We start from the raw sequence: 16,283 nt of genomic DNA on the forward strand, positions 1-16,283 counted from the left end.
CACCGTAGGGTCTGCCCCATGGAGACGGACACGAAGAGCGACGGTGTTCTGACAGCGGGTGGCATTGCCCCCGTGCTGCGGCATGACCTGCCCGCCTCCCTGGTGGTCTTCCTGGTGGCCCTGCCCCTCTCACTGGGCATCGCGGTCGCCTCGGGAGCGCCACTGGCGGCGGGCCTCATCGCCGGCGTGGTGGGCGGCGTGGTGGCGGGCCTCCTGGGCGGCTCCGTCGTCCAGGTGAGCGGACCGGCGGCGGGGCTCTCCCTGGTGGTGGCCGACCTCGTGGTGACGTACGGCTGGCGGGCCACCTGCATGATCACTTTGCTCGCGGGGGTGCTGCAGCTACTGCTGGGCGTCTGCCGGGTCGCCCGCTCGGCGCTCGCGGTCTCCCCCGCCGTGGTCCACGGCATGCTGGCCGGGGTGGGTGTGGTGATCGCCCTCGCACAGCTGCACGTGGTGCTCGGCGGGAGCCCGCAGCGCTCCGCGATAGAGAACCTGGTCGAGCTGCCCCAGCAGATCATCCACAACCACACGCACGCGGTCTTCGTCGGCCTGCTGACCATCGCGGTCCTGGTCGCCTGGACCCGCCTGCCGCAGCAGTTGCGGACCATCCCCGCGCCGCTGGCGGCCCTGCTCGCCTCCTCGGTGACCGCCTGGGCGCTCGGCTGGGAGGTCACCCGGATCGACCTGTCGGCCAGCCTGGACTCCTGGGCCGGCCCCGTCTGGCCCCAGGGCGACTGGCACGGGATCATCGGGGCGGTGCTGCTCGTGGCCCTGCTGGCCGGGGTGGAGTCGTTGCTCTGCTCGGTGGCCGTCGACAAGCTGCACGACGGCAGGCGCTCCGACCTCGACAGGGAGCTCACCGGCCAGGGCGTGGCCAACGTGGTGACCGGCGCGCTGGGCGGGCTGCCGGTGGCCGGGGTCATCGTCCGCAGCACCACCAACGTCCGCGCCGGGGCCCGCAGCCGCTGGTCCACGGTCCTGCACGGGATCTGGATCCTGCTGTTCGCGGTCGGGCTGGGGTGGATGATCGCGCTGATCCCGATGGAGGCGCTGGCCGCGCTGCTGGTCTTCATCGGCGTGCAGATGGTCAACATGGGGCATCTGCGCAACCTGCGCGGCCACAGCGAGGTCCCGGTGTACGTCGTCACGATGGCCGGGGTGGTGCTGCTCGGCCTCGCCGAGGGCGTGCTGGTCGGTCTCGGCCTCGCCGCGGTGTTCGCGCTGCGCCGCCTCACCCGGGTGACCGTGCGGGCCATGGCCGAGCCCGACGGCCGCTGGCACGTGGTGATCGGCGGCTCGCTGACCTTCCTGGGGGTGCCCACGCTCACCTCGGAGCTGCGGGCCATCCCCGCCGGAGCCGCGGTCGACCTCGACCTGAACATCGACTTCATGGACAACGCGGCTTTCGAGGCGATCCACGACTGGCGCAACGAGCACGAGCGCTCCGGCGGGACCGTGGACATCGACGAGATCCACGACGAGTGGTACTCCATGGCGGCCAGCGGGGTCCGGATGTTCCCCGCCAAGACCCCGCCCCGCGCTCCCGACCGGTGGTGGCTGCCCTGGTCCCACCGGCGGAACGGGCAGCGGGCGGGCCGCCGGCCGCTGGTCACCGCCCGGCACGCGCCCCGCGACGACAGTCCCGCCGTGCCCGACCTGCTGGCCGGGGCGCGGGAGTTCCACCGGCGTACGGCGCCGCTGGTCCGTCCCCTCCTGCACGACATGGCCCGCGGGCAGGAGCCCTCGCATCTCTTCATCACCTGCGCCGACTCCCGCATCGTGCCGAACCTGATCACCGCCAGCGGTCCCGGCGACCTGTTCACCGTCCGCAACATCGGCAACCTGGTGCCCCGGCTGGGTTCGGTACCGGCGGACGACTCGGTGGCGGCGGCGATCGAGTACGCGACGGGCTCGCTCAACGTCCGCACCATCACGGTCTGCGGGCACTCGGGCTGCGGGGCGATGGCCGCGTTGCTCAGCGGGGGTGAGCAGGCGGCGGGCCTGCCCGCGTTCGGGCGCTGGATGCGCCACGGCAACCACACCCTGGCGCGGTTCATCGCGGGTGAGAGCGCCGGTGAGGACGACGGGCCGCTGGACCGCCTCTGCCGGGTCAACGTGATCCAGCAACTGGAGAACCTGCGGACCTACCCGCAGGTGGACCGGCTGTTCCGCGCCGGGCACCTGGAGCTGGTCGGCCTGTACTTCGACATCGGCACCGCCCGGGTGCACCTGCTGGAGCATCCCCCGATCGCGAGCCGTCCGCTCTGAGCGGATGACTTGCGCCACGGGTGAAAGCCCGTAGCCACGCACCGGCCCGGTGCCGAGGATGGGGCGCTATGAGAATCCTGATCATCGGTGGTTCGGTCTTCGTCGGCCGGGCGATCACCCAAGAGGCGCTGCGGCGCGGGCACGAGGTCACGACGTTCAACCGGGGCCGCAGCGGGGTGGACCTGCCGGGCGTGGAGGCGGTCAGGGGCGACCGCGAGGTGCCGGCCGACCTGGACCGCCTGGCGGAGGGCCGGGAGTGGGACGCCGTCATCGACGTCTTCGGCAGGATCCCGAGGGTGGTCGGCGAGTCGGTGCGCCGGCTCAGCGGCCGGGCGGGCGTCTACACGTACATCTCGAGCATCTCGGCGCTCGCCGACTTCCCCGTGAAGAAGTGCGACGAGAGCTCGCCACGATACGAGTGCGCCCCGGACGCGGGGCCGGAGGACGGCGACTACGGCGTGCTCAAGGCGGGGTGCGAGCGGGCGGTGGAGGAGGGCTTCGAGGGCGAGGCTCTGATCATCCAGCCGGGTCTCATCCTCGGCCCGTACGAGAACGTGGGCCGCCTGCCGTGGTGGCTGGACCGGATCTCCCGGGGCGGGCGGGTCCTGGCACCGGGCGACCCGGACCGCGCGATGCAGGTCATCGACGTGCGCGACCTCGCCGCGTTCGTCCTCGACCGCACCGAGGCGGGGAAGGCCGACCGGTTCCTCGCCAGCGGGGTGCCGGGCAACGTCACCTACGGCGACTGGCTCGCCGAGTGCCGCGCGGTGACCGGCTCGGACGCCGAGTTCGTCTGGGCCGACGACCGGTTCCTGCTCGACCGGGAGGTGCAGCCGTGGACGGAGTTCCCGATCTGGGCCCCGGACGGTCCCGAGTTCGCCGGTGTCTGGCTGGCGTCGTCGGCGAAGGCCTTCGCGGCCGGGCTGACCTGCCGCCCGGTCGCCGAGACCGTACGCGACACCTGGGCGTGGCTCCGCGACGTCCCCCCGGCGGAGCGGTCGTTCCGCGGGCACGGCATCGATCCCGAGAAGGAGGCCAGAATCCTCGCCGAGTGGGCATAGGGGCTCCATGGAGATCCATATCACTTTCGACGCCAACGACCCGCCGTCGCTCGCCGCCCTGGGCGCCGTCGAGGTCCGCACGGCGGAGGAGAACGGCGAGTGCTGGACCGTCATGACCGACCCGGAGGGCAACGAGTTCTGCCTGCAGTAAGCATGCATTTCTACGCATACATCGTTCTGGTGGACCCATAGATTCATGGCTGTCCGGCTCCGTCCCCCGAATGCCGGACGGCGGCCCACGCTCCCAGGGCCGGAGGTGGAGGGCGGCCGATTCCGCCCTCCACCCACCCGGACCCGCCGATCCCCCCGCCGGAAACGCGGTGCGGCACGGCCCCGCGTTCCCGGAACCCGCCGCCCGGTCCGCTGCCGCCCTCGGTCCCCCGCGGGGGCGCCTCACGGAGGTCCGTCTCCGGCGCACTCCGGCCGCGTCGCCGCCGGGTCCCGGCGGGGCCGGCCTGTCAGGCGCGGCGGGTGTGGGCCATCGTCCAGTTGGTCTCCCAGGTCTCCTCCCCGTCGGTGGAGAAGGCCTGCTCCCACAGGGCCGATACCGGCGTGATCTGCGACCACACGTACCGCACCCTGATGGGCGCGCCCTCGTGGGTGTCGTCGCCGTAGAACACGCCCCTGCCGTCGGCGAACGCGCCGAAGACGGGCTCCTGGAGCGTGCCGAACCTGCTGTTGACCCAGTAGATCCCCCACAGCTCGCGCTCGGTGTCGAAGATCCGCAGCGTCGCCCCGCTGAACCCCTTCGTGGGGAAGACGATCTCGTCGAAGATGCCGGCCCCGCCGAAGAAACCGTGACAGACGGACGTGCCGGGAAACTCCTCCCACTCGTCGCTCCCGCTCAGAGGCTTGAGGAGCCTGCGGTTGACCACGTCCCAGCTGCCGTGCAGGAAGTCGAAATCGCTGTTCATACCGGCAGGTTAGAGCCGTCCCCCTGACATCTTCTGTCAGTGGGGGCCGGGAATTCCGGGCCGTGCCGGACGTTGCGCGACACTCGTATGAGGGGTACCGTCACGGCCCCCGGGACCCGCGCGCTTTCCCGCCCGATTCCGGCACGGAGCGTCGGGCGAGGGCGCGCCACGGGGACGTTCGACATGTGCGGGGGCATATAACTCAGGGCACTACGCATACGGCGCGGAGGTCGGCGATGACTGAGTGGCACGCGTTACGGGAAGAGCTGGTCTCGCAGGTACGCACGAGGGGGATCAGCGAGGCCGTGGCCGGCGCGATGCGGGCGGTGCCGCGCCACGTGTTCCTGCCGGAACTGGCGGCGGAGGACGTCTACCAGGACGACGCGATCGTGACCAAGCGCGACGCGGACGGCCGTCCGATCAGCTCCTCCTCCCAGCCGGCCATCATGGCTCTGATGCTCGACCAGCTCGGCGTGGAGCCGGGACAGCGGGTGCTGGAGATCGGGACGGGGACGGGCTACAACGCCGCCCTGCTCGCCCATCTGGTGGGCCCCGGGGGCCTGGTCGTGAGCGTCGACATCGACTCCGACCTGATGGCACCGGCCAGGGAGCACCTGGCGGTCGCGGGTCACCCCGAGGTGAGGCTGGTGTGCGCCGACGGCGCCGAGGGGTTCTCACCGGAGGCGCCCTACGACCGGGTGATCGCCACCGTCGGCGTGTGGGATCTCGCCCCGGCGTGGCTGGAGCAGCTCGCGCCCGGCGGGCGCCTCGTCGCCCCGCTGGACCTGCGGGGGGTGCAACGCTCGGTGGCGATGGAACGGGACAACGGGCACTGGACGAGCCGCTCGGTGCTGCCCTGCGGGTTCATGCGGATGCGCGGCCCCTTCGCGGGACCGGAGACGACCCTGGTGCTGGACCGGGAGTCCGATCTGGCGATCTCGCTGCCCGAGCCGAGCGAGATCGGCGACGTGCTGGGGGCGCTCGACGGGCCGGTGATCGAGCTGTCCACCGAGATCAGCGTCAGCCTCTCCCAGCTCCTCGACGGGTTGAGCCTGTGGCTGGCGGTGCACGAGCCCCGCTGGTGCACGATCTCGGAGGCGCGGCCCGGGTGGCTGGCCTCGCCCCCGCTCGACATGACGGGGTTCAGGATGGCCGTCGGCATCGTCGAGCGCGACAACCTCTGCCTGCTGGAGCCGTCACCGGACGGGACGCTCATCGCGCGCGGTCACGGGCCGGACAGGGTACGGCTGGCGCGCGAGATGGTCGCCCACATCCAGGCGTGGGACATGGCGGACCGGCCCATGACGACGGGGCTCCGCATCGACGCCTATCGGGGTGACCCGCCTGACGGCGGCCTGCTCATCCGCAAGCGCCACACCACGCTCGCGCTGTCCTGGAAAGACCTCTGACCGACGGATCCCGCAAGCACCGCCCCCCACCTCGGAAACCCCCCGGAAAGAGCCCTGACCGACGGATCCCGCGAGCGCCACCCCACGTCCGTCCTTCCGGGAGAACCTCCGGCCCGAGCGTCACCCCCCGCCCGGTCCGGGAGAGCCTCCGCCCTCCCGTGCCGGGTGCCCCGCGCGACGCCAAATCTTGACAGGGGATCACCAGGAGGCGCGCGGGGCCGCGTTCACGGGCCGGGGCGATGCGAGGCTGAGGTGGGACCCGGCCTCGCATCGTGAAACCAGGGGGATTCCATGAAGATCGACCGATTCGACGGGCCGGTGCTCTCGCTCTTCCGCATGGTGACGGGTTTCCTCTTCCTCTGCCACGGCGTGGCGTCGATGTTCGGTGTGTTCGGTGGCAACCCCGCCACCGGCCAGGCCGTCGACTTCGCGGCCTGGCCCGGCTGGTGGGCCTCGCTCGTCCAGGTGCTATGCGGCGGTCTCGTTCTCGCCGGGCTCCTCACCCGTCCCGCGGCGATCCTCGCGTCCGGTTCGATGGCGTACGCGTTCTTCGTGGTGCACCTGCCGCAGGATCTCCTGCCGCTGCGCAACGGTGGCGAGCCGTCGGCGATGTTCTGCTGGTCGTTCCTGCTCATCGCCGTACTGGGCGCGGGCCCGTGGGCGCTCGACAGCCTGCTCCAGCGCCGTCGCGACGCCTCCGGGGAGCCCGGCCAGATCGACGTCCCCGTGCGTTCCGGGGGGAACTGAGCACCGGCCGCCCCGGGCACGGCGGGCTCACGGCGGAAAATCCGCACTTTTTCCATCCCTTCCGCGAGATCCGGGGAAAGCCCACGTCAGCGCGGGTGGACCGGTTGCGGGCGTAGGCCGGCGGGGTCGTACGGCACGGCACGCGAGAGCACGTTTCCGCAGGTCAGGCGAAACATGAATGTACGTTTCACGTTTGCCAAACCCGGATTACGTGGTCAAAGATGAACCATCTCCAACCGAGCCCCCGACCAGGGGTTTCTTCGGCATGCCGCCAACCGCCCACGCCCACCCCGAGGAGGGGACGATGATCCATGCCCGAGGGCTGACCCGGCGATTCAAGGTGAGAAAGGGAAGCGTCGACGCCGTACGCGGCCTCGACATCGATGTGGAGGCGGGCCAGTTGGTGGCCTTCCTCGGCCCCAACGGTGCCGGGAAGTCCACCAGCCTGCGCATGCTGACCTCCCTGCTTCCGCCGACGTCGGGAACCGCGATCGTCGCGGGCCGCGACATCGTGTCGGATCCGGCGGGGGTCCGCGCCCGCATCGGGTACGTCGGCCAGAAGAACGGCTCGGGCGAGAACTTCCGCGTCCGCGACGAGCTGGTGACCCAGGCGCGCTGCTACGGCCTCCGCCGGGCCGAGGCGCGCCGGCGGGCCGACGAGATCCTCGGCCTGCTGGACCTGGAGTCGCTGGCCACCCGCAAGCCCGGCACCCTGTCGGGCGGCCAGCGCCGCCGCCTCGACATCGCCCTGGGACTCATCCACCGGCCCGAGCTGCTGTTCCTGGACGAGCCCTCGACCGGCCTCGACCCGCAGAGTCGCGCCAACATCTGGGAACACATCCTGCGGCTGCGCGAGCTGCACGGCACGACCCTCTTCCTCACCACCCACTACCTGGAGGAGGCCGACAGCATGGCCGAGCGGGTAGTGATCATCGACCACGGCCGGATCATCGCCGACGGAACGGCCGAGCGGCTGAAGAGCGACCTCGCCGGTGACCGCGTCACGGTCACCGTCCACGACGAGCCGGGGGCGGCGAGGGCCGCCGGGATCGCCGAGCGGCTCGCCGGTCCCGGCGCGGTCACCGTCGACGGGACGACGGTGCGGCTGCGGGTGCCCCACGCGGGCGCGGCACTGCCGGAGTATCTCCGGTCGCTGGAGTCGTCCGGCGTGAAGGTCGAGACCGCCGAGACCGCCCGTCCCACGCTGGACGACGTGTTCCTCGCGCTGACCGGCCGCAGCCTGCGCGAGAGCGAAGAGACCGGCGGGGCCGGCGAGCCCTCGAACGACATGAACGGTGCCTGACCACCCCCGTCCCCCCACCGGCCGGAAAGGCCAGAAAGGTCGTACCGTGAGCGTGCAGTTCTTCCGTGACACCGGAACCGTCTTCTCCCGCGAGTTCGCCCCTGTGCTGCGCGAACCCCTCGGCCTCCTCTTCACCATGGGCCAGCCGCTGCTCTTCCTGTTCCTGTTCGGCCCGCTGCTCGGGGGAACGGGGAGTTTCGAGGGCGAGGGCTCGCCGTGGCAGTGGTTCGTGCCCGGCATCCTGATCATGATGTGCCTGTCCGGGCCGATGATGGCCGGATACTCCCTGCTGGTGGATCTGATCGGCGGTTCGATGGAGCGCATGCTGGTCACCCCGCTGAACCGCACGGCGATGCTGGTCGGCCGGGCGATGAAGGAGTTCGCCATCCTGCTGGCCCAGGCCGTGCTCATCATCGTCCTCGCGGTGCCGCTGGGTTTTCGCCCGCACCTCACGGGCGTGCTGGCCGGGCTGGCGGTGCTGACGCTGTTCGGGATCGGCCTGGGCGCGCTCTCCTTCGCCCTCGCGATCGCGTCCAGTCCGGGTGGTGACCTGTTCTACGGGGTCACCCAGCTGGTGATGTTCCCGCTGATGCTGCTGTCGGGGGTGCTGCTGCCGATGGACTCGGGGCCGGGATGGCTCCAGGTGGCCGCCGCGCTGAATCCGGTCTCCTACGTCGTCGAGGCGGAGCGGGCGCTGTTCTCCGGTCTCTTCACGGACATGTCAGTGCTGTACGGGACGCTCTGCGCCTGCGCCGTCGCCGCGGTGGGCCTGGCGACGGGCACCAGGGCGATGCGCCGCGGCGTCTGACGTCCCGGCCGCCGGTCACCGGCGAGCGCGTCCCGTTCGTACGTCCTGCCTTGCGCGTCCCTGCCGTGCGCGTCCCGTTCGTGGGCGGTCACGCTGATGGGGGGTCAGCCCATACAAGCCCAAAACCCACATTGGGATGATCTTGAAGCGGAGAGCGGCAGGCGTTCACGCTGGTTGAGGTCGAGTGCTGGCACAGATAATGCCCTATTATCTGTGCCAGCGGGATTCGCCACCTGCGGTGACATCTCCCGTCCGCGACGTGAAGCGGACCTGTTATCTGCGGTAAGGGGAAGCGGTGCCCGCCGTCGTTCGCCTACCGGTCGGGAAGGCGCTCACCGTCCGGGCCGCGGCCGACGTCTTCCTCGACTCGCTCGGCAATCCGAACACGATCCGCACCTACGGGATCGGGGTGGGCAAGACCGCGATGCGGCTGGGCGAGGACCGGCCGTTGGCCTCGGTCGCCGACGACGAGGTCGGCGAGGCTCTGGAACTGCTGTGGGGCACCGCGGCGGTCAACACCTGGAACGCCCGCCGCGCGTCGGTGCTGTCCTGGCTGGGCTGGTGCCGCGAGCGCGGCCACGAGGCGCCGGCGGTTCCGGCCTGGACCAAGCGGCTGGCGGTGCCGGACTCCGACACCCCGGTCCGCTCGCGTGCGGCCATCGACCGATTGATCGCCCGCCGGGAGGTGCACCTTAGGGAGAAGACGCTGTATCGGATGCTGTATGAGAGCGCCGGGCGGGCGGAGGAGGTCTTGGGCGTGAACGTCGAGGACCTGGATTTTGCGGGGCGCCGGTGTCAGGTCAAGGCCAAAGGTGCGCGGGCCAAGGCCCGCCGCCGGGGCCAGGTGCGTGAAGACTTCGTGCTGGAGAGCCTCTACTGGGACGCCGGCACCGCCCGGCTACTGCCCCGCCTGCTCAAGGGCCGCACCCGCGGCCCGGTGTTCGTCGCCCATCGCCGCCCCGGGGCCGGGAAAGTGGTCAGCGCCCGGGACGTGTGCCCCGACACCGGCTTGGCCCGGCTGTCGTATGGGCAGGCCCGTGCCCTGCTGGACGAACACACCGCCACGAGCGGGCCGGGCACAGGCTGGGACCTGCACGAGTTCCGCCACTCGGCCCTGACGCACCTCGGGCAGGCAGGAGCGAGCCTGCTGATGCTGATGGCCAAGTCGCGGCATAAGAAGCCGGAGAATCTGCGCCGCTACTTCAAGCCCTCTCCAGAAGCGATCGCCGAACTCACCAGCTTGCTTGCGCCCGGCAACAGCAGGCGCTGACATCAGCTCGGTTAACGGTCGTGGTCGGCGTTGCGCCACCACGCGAGGGTTGCTGCCACGCCGGCCGCGCCGGTGGCCAGGACGAGCAGGATGCTGATGGGTCCGGGTGGGTCGTGGCCGGGCCCAGCGATGCCCGCGTACAGGCCGGGTACCGAGTAGGGGAACCAAGCGCCGAAGCCGAGCGCGGCGATGATCTGGGCGGCGAACGCCAGCACGAACAGCACACCGACCGCGGCCAGGTAGCCGCGGCCGATGCTGGCGGCCAGCGCCAGCGGTGAGGTCAGCACCGCCGACAGCGCGGCGGCGACCAGGATCTTCGCGACACCGGACGCGACGGCCTGCGCCGACCAGCCGGGCAGGGCCAGCAGCGCGCCGAGCAGCAGGCCGCCAGCGATCGTGCCCGCGGCGAGCAGCACGGCCCAGGTAGCGGTGAGGGTGAACTTGGCGGCCACGATGATGGTGCGGGAGGTGGGCAGGGCGAACAGGTCCTTGGCGGTGTGGTCGCTGAACTCGCGGCCGAACACCCAGATGGCGATCATGCTGTAGATCAGCAGGCCGCCCACGGCGACCGCTTGGGCCAGCAGGGTCAGGTAGCCGGGCCAGTCGGCGACGGCGCCGGACAGCTGGGCCTTGTCGCCGAGCAGTCCCAGCGCGCGGGCGCGGGCGGGGTCGGCCAGGATGAACATGAACAGGCCGCACACGAGGGTGACGAGGGTGAAGGCAAGCGCGGTGAGGGTGGGCAGGCGGCTGCGCCGGGCCTTGAGCAGTTCGCTCCACAGCGCCTCACGCATGGTCGGCTCCGACGATGCGCAGGAAGTAGGCTTCCAGGTCTTCTTTCACCAGGCGGAGTTCGGTGGGCGGCACGCCCGCTTCGACCAGGATGGTGGCCACCTCCTCGGGCCGTGCCAGGGCGCGTTCGTCGGTCAGCAGCAGGCCGGGGCCGGGGTGGTAGCCGTGATCGCGCAGTATCCGGTCGGCTGTCGCGTTGTCGCGGGTGGAAATGTTCACGTGGCGGCGCCGGTGTTGGTCCAGGCTGGTGGCGTCGTGTTCGGCCAGCAGCCGGCCTTGGTGCAGGATGGCGATGCGGCCGTTCAGACGGGCGACTTCGGCCAGCAGGTGGCTGGAGATCAGCACGGTGGTGCCTTGCTGGTGAGCCAGATCGGTCAGCAGGGTGCGGATCTCCACCACGCCGACGGGGTCCAGTCCATTGACCGGCTCGTCGAGGATGAGCAGGTCCGGGGTGTGGATGAGGGCTTTGGCCAGGGCCAGGCGCTGCAGGTTGCCCATCGACAGGGTGCGAGCGCGCCGAGCGGCATAGGGGGTCAGGGCCAGCCGTTCGATGATGTCTTCCACGTGCCGGCCGGGGTGCTTGAGGCGGCGCAGGCGGGCGTACAGGTGCAGGTTTTCGCGCACGGTCAGTTCCGGGTAGGCGGCCGGAGCTTCGACCAGGTAGCCGGTGCGGGCCCAGGCCGAACGCTGCCCGGTCGTGACGGCTGCCCCGAGCACCTTCGCTGATCCGCCAGTGGGGGCGATCATGCCGAGCAGCATGCGGATCAGCGTGGTCTTGCCGGCCCCGTTGAGTCCGAGCAAGGCGTAGATCTGGCCCGCGTGCACGCTCAGGTCGACGTCGTCGACCGCCAGGGCGCCGGGATAGCGCTTGGTCAGGCCGGCCACCTCGATGACCGGGACCCGTGCGCTGTTCGTCGGCATCATTGCTGGGTGACGAACTTGATCAGCGCTTGCAGGATGTACAGGCCGAGCAGGATCTTCAGTGTGACCTCCATCGCTCACCCCTGCACGACGGTGTTGGGGCTGCGCAGGCGCAGGCCAGCGGCGATGATCCAGGCGAAGCCGACCAGCAGGGCGGCGTGTTCGAGCAGCCCGGCGGGCGCAGGGCGGAGCACGCCCTGCACATCCAGGCGGAAGGCGACCCCTGCGGCGATGGCGAAGGCGATGACCAGGGCGCCCGACCACCGCGAGTAGGCCACCCACCCTTGGTTGCTGCCGCGCAGGGGCCTGGCCAGCACGAACGGCGTGGCCGCCAGGGTGGCGAACAGCCCCAGGCCGGCCAGGCCGTGGACGCGTCCGGTGGCGGTGATCACCTCGGGCCGGCCGGGCGGGTAGCCGAGGGCGGGATCGGTGGGCACGATCCCGGCCACGGCCAGCGCGAGGCCGGCCGCCGCGAGGAGGATCGGCCCCCATATGGCGGCGCGGCCGGGCTGCGGCGCGCGGCATAGCACGCGGCGTAGCCCGGCCGCGAAGGCGAGCAATAGCAGCCCGCCGATCACGAAGTTGACCGTCTGCAGCCAGCCGCGCTGGCCGGTGCCGAGTTGGCTGGCGCCGTGGTGCCACAGGCTGTAGCCGGGCCTGGTGGCTCCGTCGGTGAGGATCAGGGCCGGGACGAGCACGCCGGCGGCGACGCCGCAGGTGAGCAGGATGGTGGTCGGGCGCATCGGGCAGTGGCCTCCTAGCTCCGCGATCGTTGATCGCGGGCCGACCAGGCTTCCCGGCTCACCGACACCCGCGCCCCACAGGAGGGGCGCGACCTTTTCAGTTGCCTAGAATGTAACACCTGGCCGCCCGCCCGGACAGGTGCCCCACAATCCTTAGCCCTTGATGAAGCGGCGGGTCATGTACCGGCGGACCGGCGGCAAAGAGGCCAAGCGCAGCGGTAGCAGGCTCAGCCACAGCAACACCGGGTTGGCGGGGGCGTAGACGCCTTTAACGCGGCGGCCGAGTTTCTGCTTGCGTTCGGCTTCGGGCCGGATGGCCGCCTCCCAGGCTGCCAGCGCCGCGGGGATGTCGCCGGGGTGGGCGTCCAGTTCGGTGCCGAGACGGTCGGCGCCGCCGACAGCCAGTGAGGAGCCGTACCCGGCGAACAGCGTGACGCACCAGGCGGCATCGCCCAGCAGGACCACCCGGCCTTTACTCCAGGACGGTGCGACGACCTGGCTGATGGTGTCGAAGTAGACCGAATCGGCCCGCGCCAGTCCGGCCAGGGCTTCGGGGATGACCCAGCCGAGGTCGCCGTAGACGCGCTGCAGTTCGGTGGCCACGTCCTCGCCTGGCCGGGCGTGGCTGGCGCGGTAACCGAAGAAGGCGACATTGCGCCCGTCGGGGATGCTGATGACCGCCGCGGTGCGGCCGCCGGACGACAGGGTGCCGGTGGCACCGGGCGCGATGCTGTCGGGCCGCCGGTCGAGCATGTAGACGGCCACCTTGTGCTCCAGGTCGAGCAGGAAGTCCTCTTCCGGGCCGAACAGCAGGGCGCGGGTGGCCGAGTGCAGGCCGTCGGCGCCGATCAGCAGGTCAGCCTCCTCGATGGTGCCGTCGGTCAAGGTCACGCGGACGGAGTGCTCGTCCTGGTCGACGGCGGTGAGGGTGGCGCCGAAGCGGATCTCGGTGTGATCGCGTACCTCCTCATACAGGACGGCTTCGAGGTCGCCGCGCAGGATGGTGATCGAGCGCGCGCCCGTGGTGGCGGCGATGGTGGCGCGGTCGAGGGCGAAGCGGCGTTCGCCGTTCGGCTTGTGGTAGACGAGTTCGTCGGTGATGAAGCCCTTCTTGAGCAGGCCGGGCAGGATGCCCATGTGTTCGGCGGCGTCGTAGCCGATGCCGCCGAAGGTGACCGCGTAGCCGCCGCCGCGGCGGGCGGGCGCGCGTTCGACGATGAGGGTGTCCCAGCCGATCTGGTGCAGGCGCAGGGCGGTGGCCAGGCCGGCGATGCCGGCTCCGATGATGATGGCGCGCATAACAGGTGGTGCCTTCTTTAGTGGGAGAGCTGGTCGAGCAGCCGCTGTTCCGCAGCAGCGTCGAGCCAGGTGTCGGGTGAGGGTGCGTCTGCGCGGGGTGCCGGGTCGCCTTCGGCCTGGAGCCAGGTCCAGGTGTCGGCGAGGGTGTCGCGCAGCGGGCGCGCGGTCAGACCTTCGGCGCGGGCGGCGCTGACGTCGGCGTCGTGCATGCCGCTCGGCGCGCTGCCGTCGGGCAGCCGTAGCCCGAGCTCCATGCCGAGCGGCAGGCCGTGCCGCATGAGCAGCTCCGGCGGCGCCCACACCAGTTCGGTGTCGAAGCCGGTGACCTCCAGCATCGTGGTGAGCAGGTCGCCGAGGGTGATCGCGCCAGGCGGGCCGGTCGTGGTGAACGTACCGCTCAGGCCGCGTTCGGCCGCACGGAGCATCCAGGCGGCCAGGTCCCGCACATCGAGGTATTGCAGAGGTGTCCCGGCAGGAGCGGGGGCGAGGACGCGGCTGCCCTTCCCCAGGCGGCGCAGCCACCAGGGGATGCGACCGACGTCCTCGTACGGGCCGAGGATCATCCCGGCCCTGGCCAGCAGCGCCCGGCCGGCGAAGGACTCCAGAACGGCGAGCTCTCCGCCGCGCTTGGCGGCGGCGTAGTCGGCGGCTTCCCCGCTGGCGGGGTCGCCGTCGACCAGCGGCGCCCGCTCGTCGGCGTGCGCGGGCCACGGCCAGCGGTGCACGCCGCGGCTGGAGACGTAGCCGTAGTGGCCGGCCCGGCCGGACAGCAGGCGGGCGCTGTCGCGCACCACCCGCGGCGCCCAGGCCCAGGTGTCGATGACGGCGTCCCATTCGGCTGAGCCCAGCGCCCGCCGTACGGACTCGGGGTCGGTGCGGTCGGCGATCAGCGCCCGCACCCCGGGGGCTGGGTCGCGGCTGAGGCCACGGTTGAGCGTGCTCACCTCATCGCCGCGCTGCAGCGCGGTCTCCACGATGGCGCGGCCCACGTGGTGGGTGCCGCCGAGAACAAGCAGTTTCATGACGCTCCTGGAGTGAGGGGTAGCCAGAGGGCTGACGGGTGGCTGTGGTCGTGGAAGATCTCGTGCTCGGACACGCGCAGGCCCGTCCCGGTCGCAAGCGGCTGGCCGGTGCCGGGGTTACGGCCGAAGCGCGGGTGAGCGCCGCTGGAGACCTGCACCCGGATCCGGTGGCCACGCTTGAATCGGTGGGCCATCGGCCACAGGGCGATGTCGGCGACCCGGATGTCACCGGGGTCGCGCAGGCGGACGATGCCGTCGCACACGTTGATCGACCGGCCGCGCGCGTCCACGTCGCACAGCCGGGCGAAGTAGTCGACGTGCGGGTTGGCCGAGCGCGTGTGCAACCGCACCTGGACCGGGCCGACGGCCTCGATGTCTTCGGCCAGGGGTGCGGTGGTGAAGGTGAGCACGTCGGCTCTGGCCTCGATGGCGCGGTTGTCCTTCGCCCCCGCCGACAGGCCCACCTGCGTGCCGCCCACGGTAGGTGTCGGGTCGGCGGGGTCGTAGCGGTAGCGGCTGGGAGAGCTCCGGCCGTCGTGCGGGGTACGGCTGAGACCGCCGTCCGGGCGCAGGAACCACGGGGCCGGTTCGTGCGCGGGCGGCCAGGCGGGCGCGTCGATCCAGCGGCCGGCGCCGGTGATGAACAGCCGCAAGCCCGATGGCGCCTGCCGCCCGAGCAGCGCGGCATCCAGCATGGCGAGCGCGTCGGCCAGCCCTTCGCGGGTGTAGAGCCCGCGCCCGTGGCTCCACGGGCCGACCAGCAGCCGCACCTGACGCCCGGCGGCGAGCAGGGCGGCGTAGTCCGCCAGCATCCCCGGCAGGAAGAAGTCGTGCCAGCCGCCCTGCAGGTGCACCAGCGGCGGCATGCGGGCGACGTTGGCGCGGTGGTCGCTGCTCTCCCAGTACGGCTCGCCGGGACCGTGCCGGACCCAGTCTCGGAACCAGGGCACCGGGTGACCGGTGAGCACCTGATCGGCCTCCTGCAGCGGGAGGGCGAGCGTGGCACGCGACAGCCGCCGCGCGGCGCCGACCAGGCCGGCCATCTGGCGGGTGATGCCGTATCCGCCGGTGACCATCCGCTCCACCAGCTGCACCCAGCCGAGCGCGTTACCGGTGGCGAAGGCCCCTCCGGGGTACATGAAGCCTTCGGCGAAGGAGGACGGCGCGTCCTGAATCAGTGCGATCTTCCATTCCGGGATGTCGCGGGCGGCCAGCTCCCACTGGACGTAGCCGAGGTAGCTGGCGCCCCAGGTGGCCAGCTCGCCGCCGAACCACGGCTGGGCGCGCAGCCAGCTCAGCGTGCCGTCGCCGTCGGCCGGGTCGATGACGAAGCCGTCGAAGCGGCCATCGGATCCGGCTGTGCCGCGCAGGCTCTGGTACAGCACCTGGTAGCCGCGCTCGGCCAGCAGCGCCGGGAGCCGGTCCAGGGCGTTGCCGCGGCCGTACGGGCTGCGCAGCAGCACCAGCGGCGGCTGGTGCTGGCCGGCCGGGTAGTAGTGCGTGGCCAGCAGCCGCACACCGTCGGCGGCCGGGATCTCCACGTTCCGCCGGACGCGCACCCGGTGATGCAGGGCGGGCCGCACGCCGTACAAACGGCTGAGCAGGGTCATGACCGGGATCTACTTCCTGTCGAGGCTGATGAGAGATCACATCGCCGACCAGGCTTCCCGGCACACCATCGAACCTCCCGCGAGAGGCCGATACGAGGACTATACCGACTTTTCAGAAA

At 71.5% G+C, this 16,283-nt stretch carries 15 protein-coding genes; 8 read left to right on the forward strand and 7 right to left on the reverse strand.

The window, feature by feature from the left end; translation table 11 throughout:
* The first annotated feature begins 18 nt into the window (after nucleotides 1–18).
* The 3 genes from OG587_RS39910 (at nucleotide 19) to OG587_RS39920 (ending at nucleotide 3,480) form a co-directional block, all read left to right on the forward strand.
* A complete protein-coding gene (locus tag OG587_RS39910) occupies nucleotides 19–2,268 on the forward strand; it encodes a bifunctional SulP family inorganic anion transporter/carbonic anhydrase (protein ID WP_329084028.1) in 2,250 nt (749 codons plus the stop codon).
* A gap of 68 nt (nucleotides 2,269–2,336) precedes the next feature.
* Nucleotides 2,337–3,329 (forward strand): NAD-dependent epimerase/dehydratase family protein, encoded by a 993-nt coding sequence (locus OG587_RS39915; RefSeq protein ID WP_329084029.1) that lies wholly within the window; start codon nucleotides 2,337–2,339, stop codon nucleotides 3,327–3,329.
* Nucleotides 3,330–3,336: 7 nt separating this feature from the next.
* Nucleotides 3,337–3,480: a VOC family protein gene (locus tag OG587_RS39920; protein ID WP_329084030.1), complete on the forward strand. Its 144-nt coding sequence runs from the start codon at nucleotides 3,337–3,339 to the stop codon at nucleotides 3,478–3,480.
* A 307-nt stretch (nucleotides 3,481–3,787) separates the two neighbouring features.
* On the opposite strand, the gene OG587_RS39925 is transcribed toward OG587_RS39920, so the two are convergent.
* Entirely contained in the window at nucleotides 3,788–4,243 is a 456-nt protein-coding gene (locus OG587_RS39925) for a hypothetical protein (protein WP_329084032.1), read from the reverse strand.
* 236 nt (nucleotides 4,244–4,479) lie between these two features.
* Between OG587_RS39925 and fxlM the strand changes: the two genes are divergently transcribed.
* The 5 genes from fxlM to OG587_RS39950 all read left to right on the forward strand — a co-directional run bounded on the left by fxlM (nucleotide 4,480) and on the right by OG587_RS39950 (nucleotide 9,780).
* Nucleotides 4,480–5,652: a methyltransferase, FxLD system gene (fxlM, locus tag OG587_RS39930; protein ID WP_329084033.1), complete on the forward strand. Its 1,173-nt coding sequence runs from the start codon at nucleotides 4,480–4,482 to the stop codon at nucleotides 5,650–5,652.
* 291 nt (nucleotides 5,653–5,943) lie between these two features.
* Nucleotides 5,944–6,399: a DoxX family protein gene (locus OG587_RS39935; RefSeq protein ID WP_329084034.1), complete on the forward strand. Its 456-nt coding sequence runs from the start codon at nucleotides 5,944–5,946 to the stop codon at nucleotides 6,397–6,399.
* Between the two features lie 304 nt (nucleotides 6,400–6,703).
* Entirely contained in the window at nucleotides 6,704–7,702 is a 999-nt protein-coding gene (locus OG587_RS39940) for an ATP-binding cassette domain-containing protein (RefSeq protein ID WP_329084035.1), read from the forward strand.
* A gap of 46 nt (nucleotides 7,703–7,748) precedes the next feature.
* Nucleotides 7,749–8,510: an ABC transporter permease gene (locus tag OG587_RS39945; RefSeq protein WP_329084036.1), complete on the forward strand. Its 762-nt coding sequence runs from the start codon at nucleotides 7,749–7,751 to the stop codon at nucleotides 8,508–8,510.
* Between the two features lie 295 nt (nucleotides 8,511–8,805).
* Complete coding sequence (locus OG587_RS39950; RefSeq protein ID WP_329084037.1) at nucleotides 8,806–9,780, forward strand: tyrosine-type recombinase/integrase; 975 nt, start codon at nucleotides 8,806–8,808, stop codon at nucleotides 9,778–9,780.
* 11 nt (nucleotides 9,781–9,791) lie between these two features.
* Here the strand turns inward: OG587_RS39950 and OG587_RS39955 are convergent, their stop codons facing one another.
* The 6 genes from OG587_RS39955 to OG587_RS39980 all read right to left on the reverse strand — a co-directional run bounded on the left by OG587_RS39955 (nucleotide 9,792) and on the right by OG587_RS39980 (nucleotide 16,164).
* Nucleotides 9,792–10,571, reverse strand: coding sequence for an ABC transporter permease (locus tag OG587_RS39955; protein WP_329084038.1), 780 nt, complete (start codon nucleotides 10,569–10,571; stop codon nucleotides 9,792–9,794).
* On the reverse strand, nucleotides 10,564–11,493 hold the full coding sequence (locus OG587_RS39960; RefSeq protein ID WP_329084039.1) for an ABC transporter ATP-binding protein: 930 nt from the start codon (nucleotides 11,491–11,493) through the stop codon (nucleotides 10,564–10,566). The genes OG587_RS39955 and OG587_RS39960 overlap by 8 nt, the downstream gene beginning before the upstream one ends.
* 74 nt (nucleotides 11,494–11,567) lie before the next feature.
* Nucleotides 11,568–12,233 carry a DUF998 domain-containing protein gene (locus tag OG587_RS39965; RefSeq protein ID WP_329084040.1) on the reverse strand — a complete coding sequence of 222 codons (666 nt, stop codon included), beginning with the start codon at nucleotides 12,231–12,233 and terminating at the stop codon, nucleotides 11,568–11,570.
* Nucleotides 12,234–12,386: 153 nt separating this feature from the next.
* Nucleotides 12,387–13,532 carry an FAD-dependent monooxygenase gene (locus OG587_RS39970; protein WP_329084041.1) on the reverse strand — a complete coding sequence of 382 codons (1,146 nt, stop codon included), beginning with the start codon at nucleotides 13,530–13,532 and terminating at the stop codon, nucleotides 12,387–12,389.
* A gap of 17 nt (nucleotides 13,533–13,549) precedes the next feature.
* Entirely contained in the window at nucleotides 13,550–14,554 is a 1,005-nt protein-coding gene (locus tag OG587_RS39975; RefSeq protein ID WP_329084042.1) for an NAD-dependent epimerase/dehydratase family protein, read from the reverse strand.
* Complete coding sequence (locus OG587_RS39980) at nucleotides 14,551–16,164, reverse strand: CocE/NonD family hydrolase (RefSeq protein WP_329084043.1); 1,614 nt, start codon at nucleotides 16,162–16,164, stop codon at nucleotides 14,551–14,553. The genes OG587_RS39975 and OG587_RS39980 overlap by 4 nt, the downstream gene beginning before the upstream one ends.
* Nucleotides 16,165–16,283 lie beyond the last annotated feature (119 nt).

This window comes from Streptosporangium sp. NBC_01469 (genome assembly GCF_036227305.1).
Classification (GTDB): domain Bacteria; phylum Actinomycetota; class Actinomycetes; order Streptosporangiales; family Streptosporangiaceae; genus Streptosporangium.

Excerpts from the sequence above, each read along its gene's own strand:
- OG587_RS39960 (WP_329084039.1), bottom strand. The coding sequence starts at position 11,493 with ATGATGCCGACGAACAGCGCACGGGTCCCGGTCATCGAGGTGGCCGGC.
- OG587_RS39910 (WP_329084028.1), top strand. The coding sequence starts at position 19 with ATGGAGACGGACACGAAGAGCGACGGTGTTCTGACAGCGGGTGGCATT.
- OG587_RS39965 (WP_329084040.1), bottom strand. The coding sequence starts at position 12,233 with ATGCGCCCGACCACCATCCTGCTCACCTGCGGCGTCGCCGCCGGCGTG.
- OG587_RS39955 (WP_329084038.1), bottom strand. The coding sequence starts at position 10,571 with ATGCGTGAGGCGCTGTGGAGCGAACTGCTCAAGGCCCGGCGCAGCCGC.
- fxlM (WP_329084033.1), top strand. The coding sequence starts at position 4,480 with ATGACTGAGTGGCACGCGTTACGGGAAGAGCTGGTCTCGCAGGTACGC.
- OG587_RS39975 (WP_329084042.1), bottom strand. The coding sequence starts at position 14,554 with ATGAAACTGCTTGTTCTCGGCGGCACCCACCACGTGGGCCGCGCCATC.
- OG587_RS39980 (WP_329084043.1), bottom strand. The coding sequence starts at position 16,164 with ATGACCCTGCTCAGCCGTTTGTACGGCGTGCGGCCCGCCCTGCATCAC.
- OG587_RS39970 (WP_329084041.1), bottom strand. The coding sequence starts at position 13,532 with ATGCGCGCCATCATCATCGGAGCCGGCATCGCCGGCCTGGCCACCGCC.
- OG587_RS39915 (WP_329084029.1), top strand. The coding sequence starts at position 2,337 with ATGAGAATCCTGATCATCGGTGGTTCGGTCTTCGTCGGCCGGGCGATC.
- OG587_RS39940 (WP_329084035.1), top strand. The coding sequence starts at position 6,704 with ATGATCCATGCCCGAGGGCTGACCCGGCGATTCAAGGTGAGAAAGGGA.
- OG587_RS39920 (WP_329084030.1), top strand. The coding sequence starts at position 3,337 with ATGGAGATCCATATCACTTTCGACGCCAACGACCCGCCGTCGCTCGCC.
- OG587_RS39935 (WP_329084034.1), top strand. The coding sequence starts at position 5,944 with ATGAAGATCGACCGATTCGACGGGCCGGTGCTCTCGCTCTTCCGCATG.
- OG587_RS39925 (WP_329084032.1), bottom strand. The coding sequence starts at position 4,243 with ATGAACAGCGATTTCGACTTCCTGCACGGCAGCTGGGACGTGGTCAAC.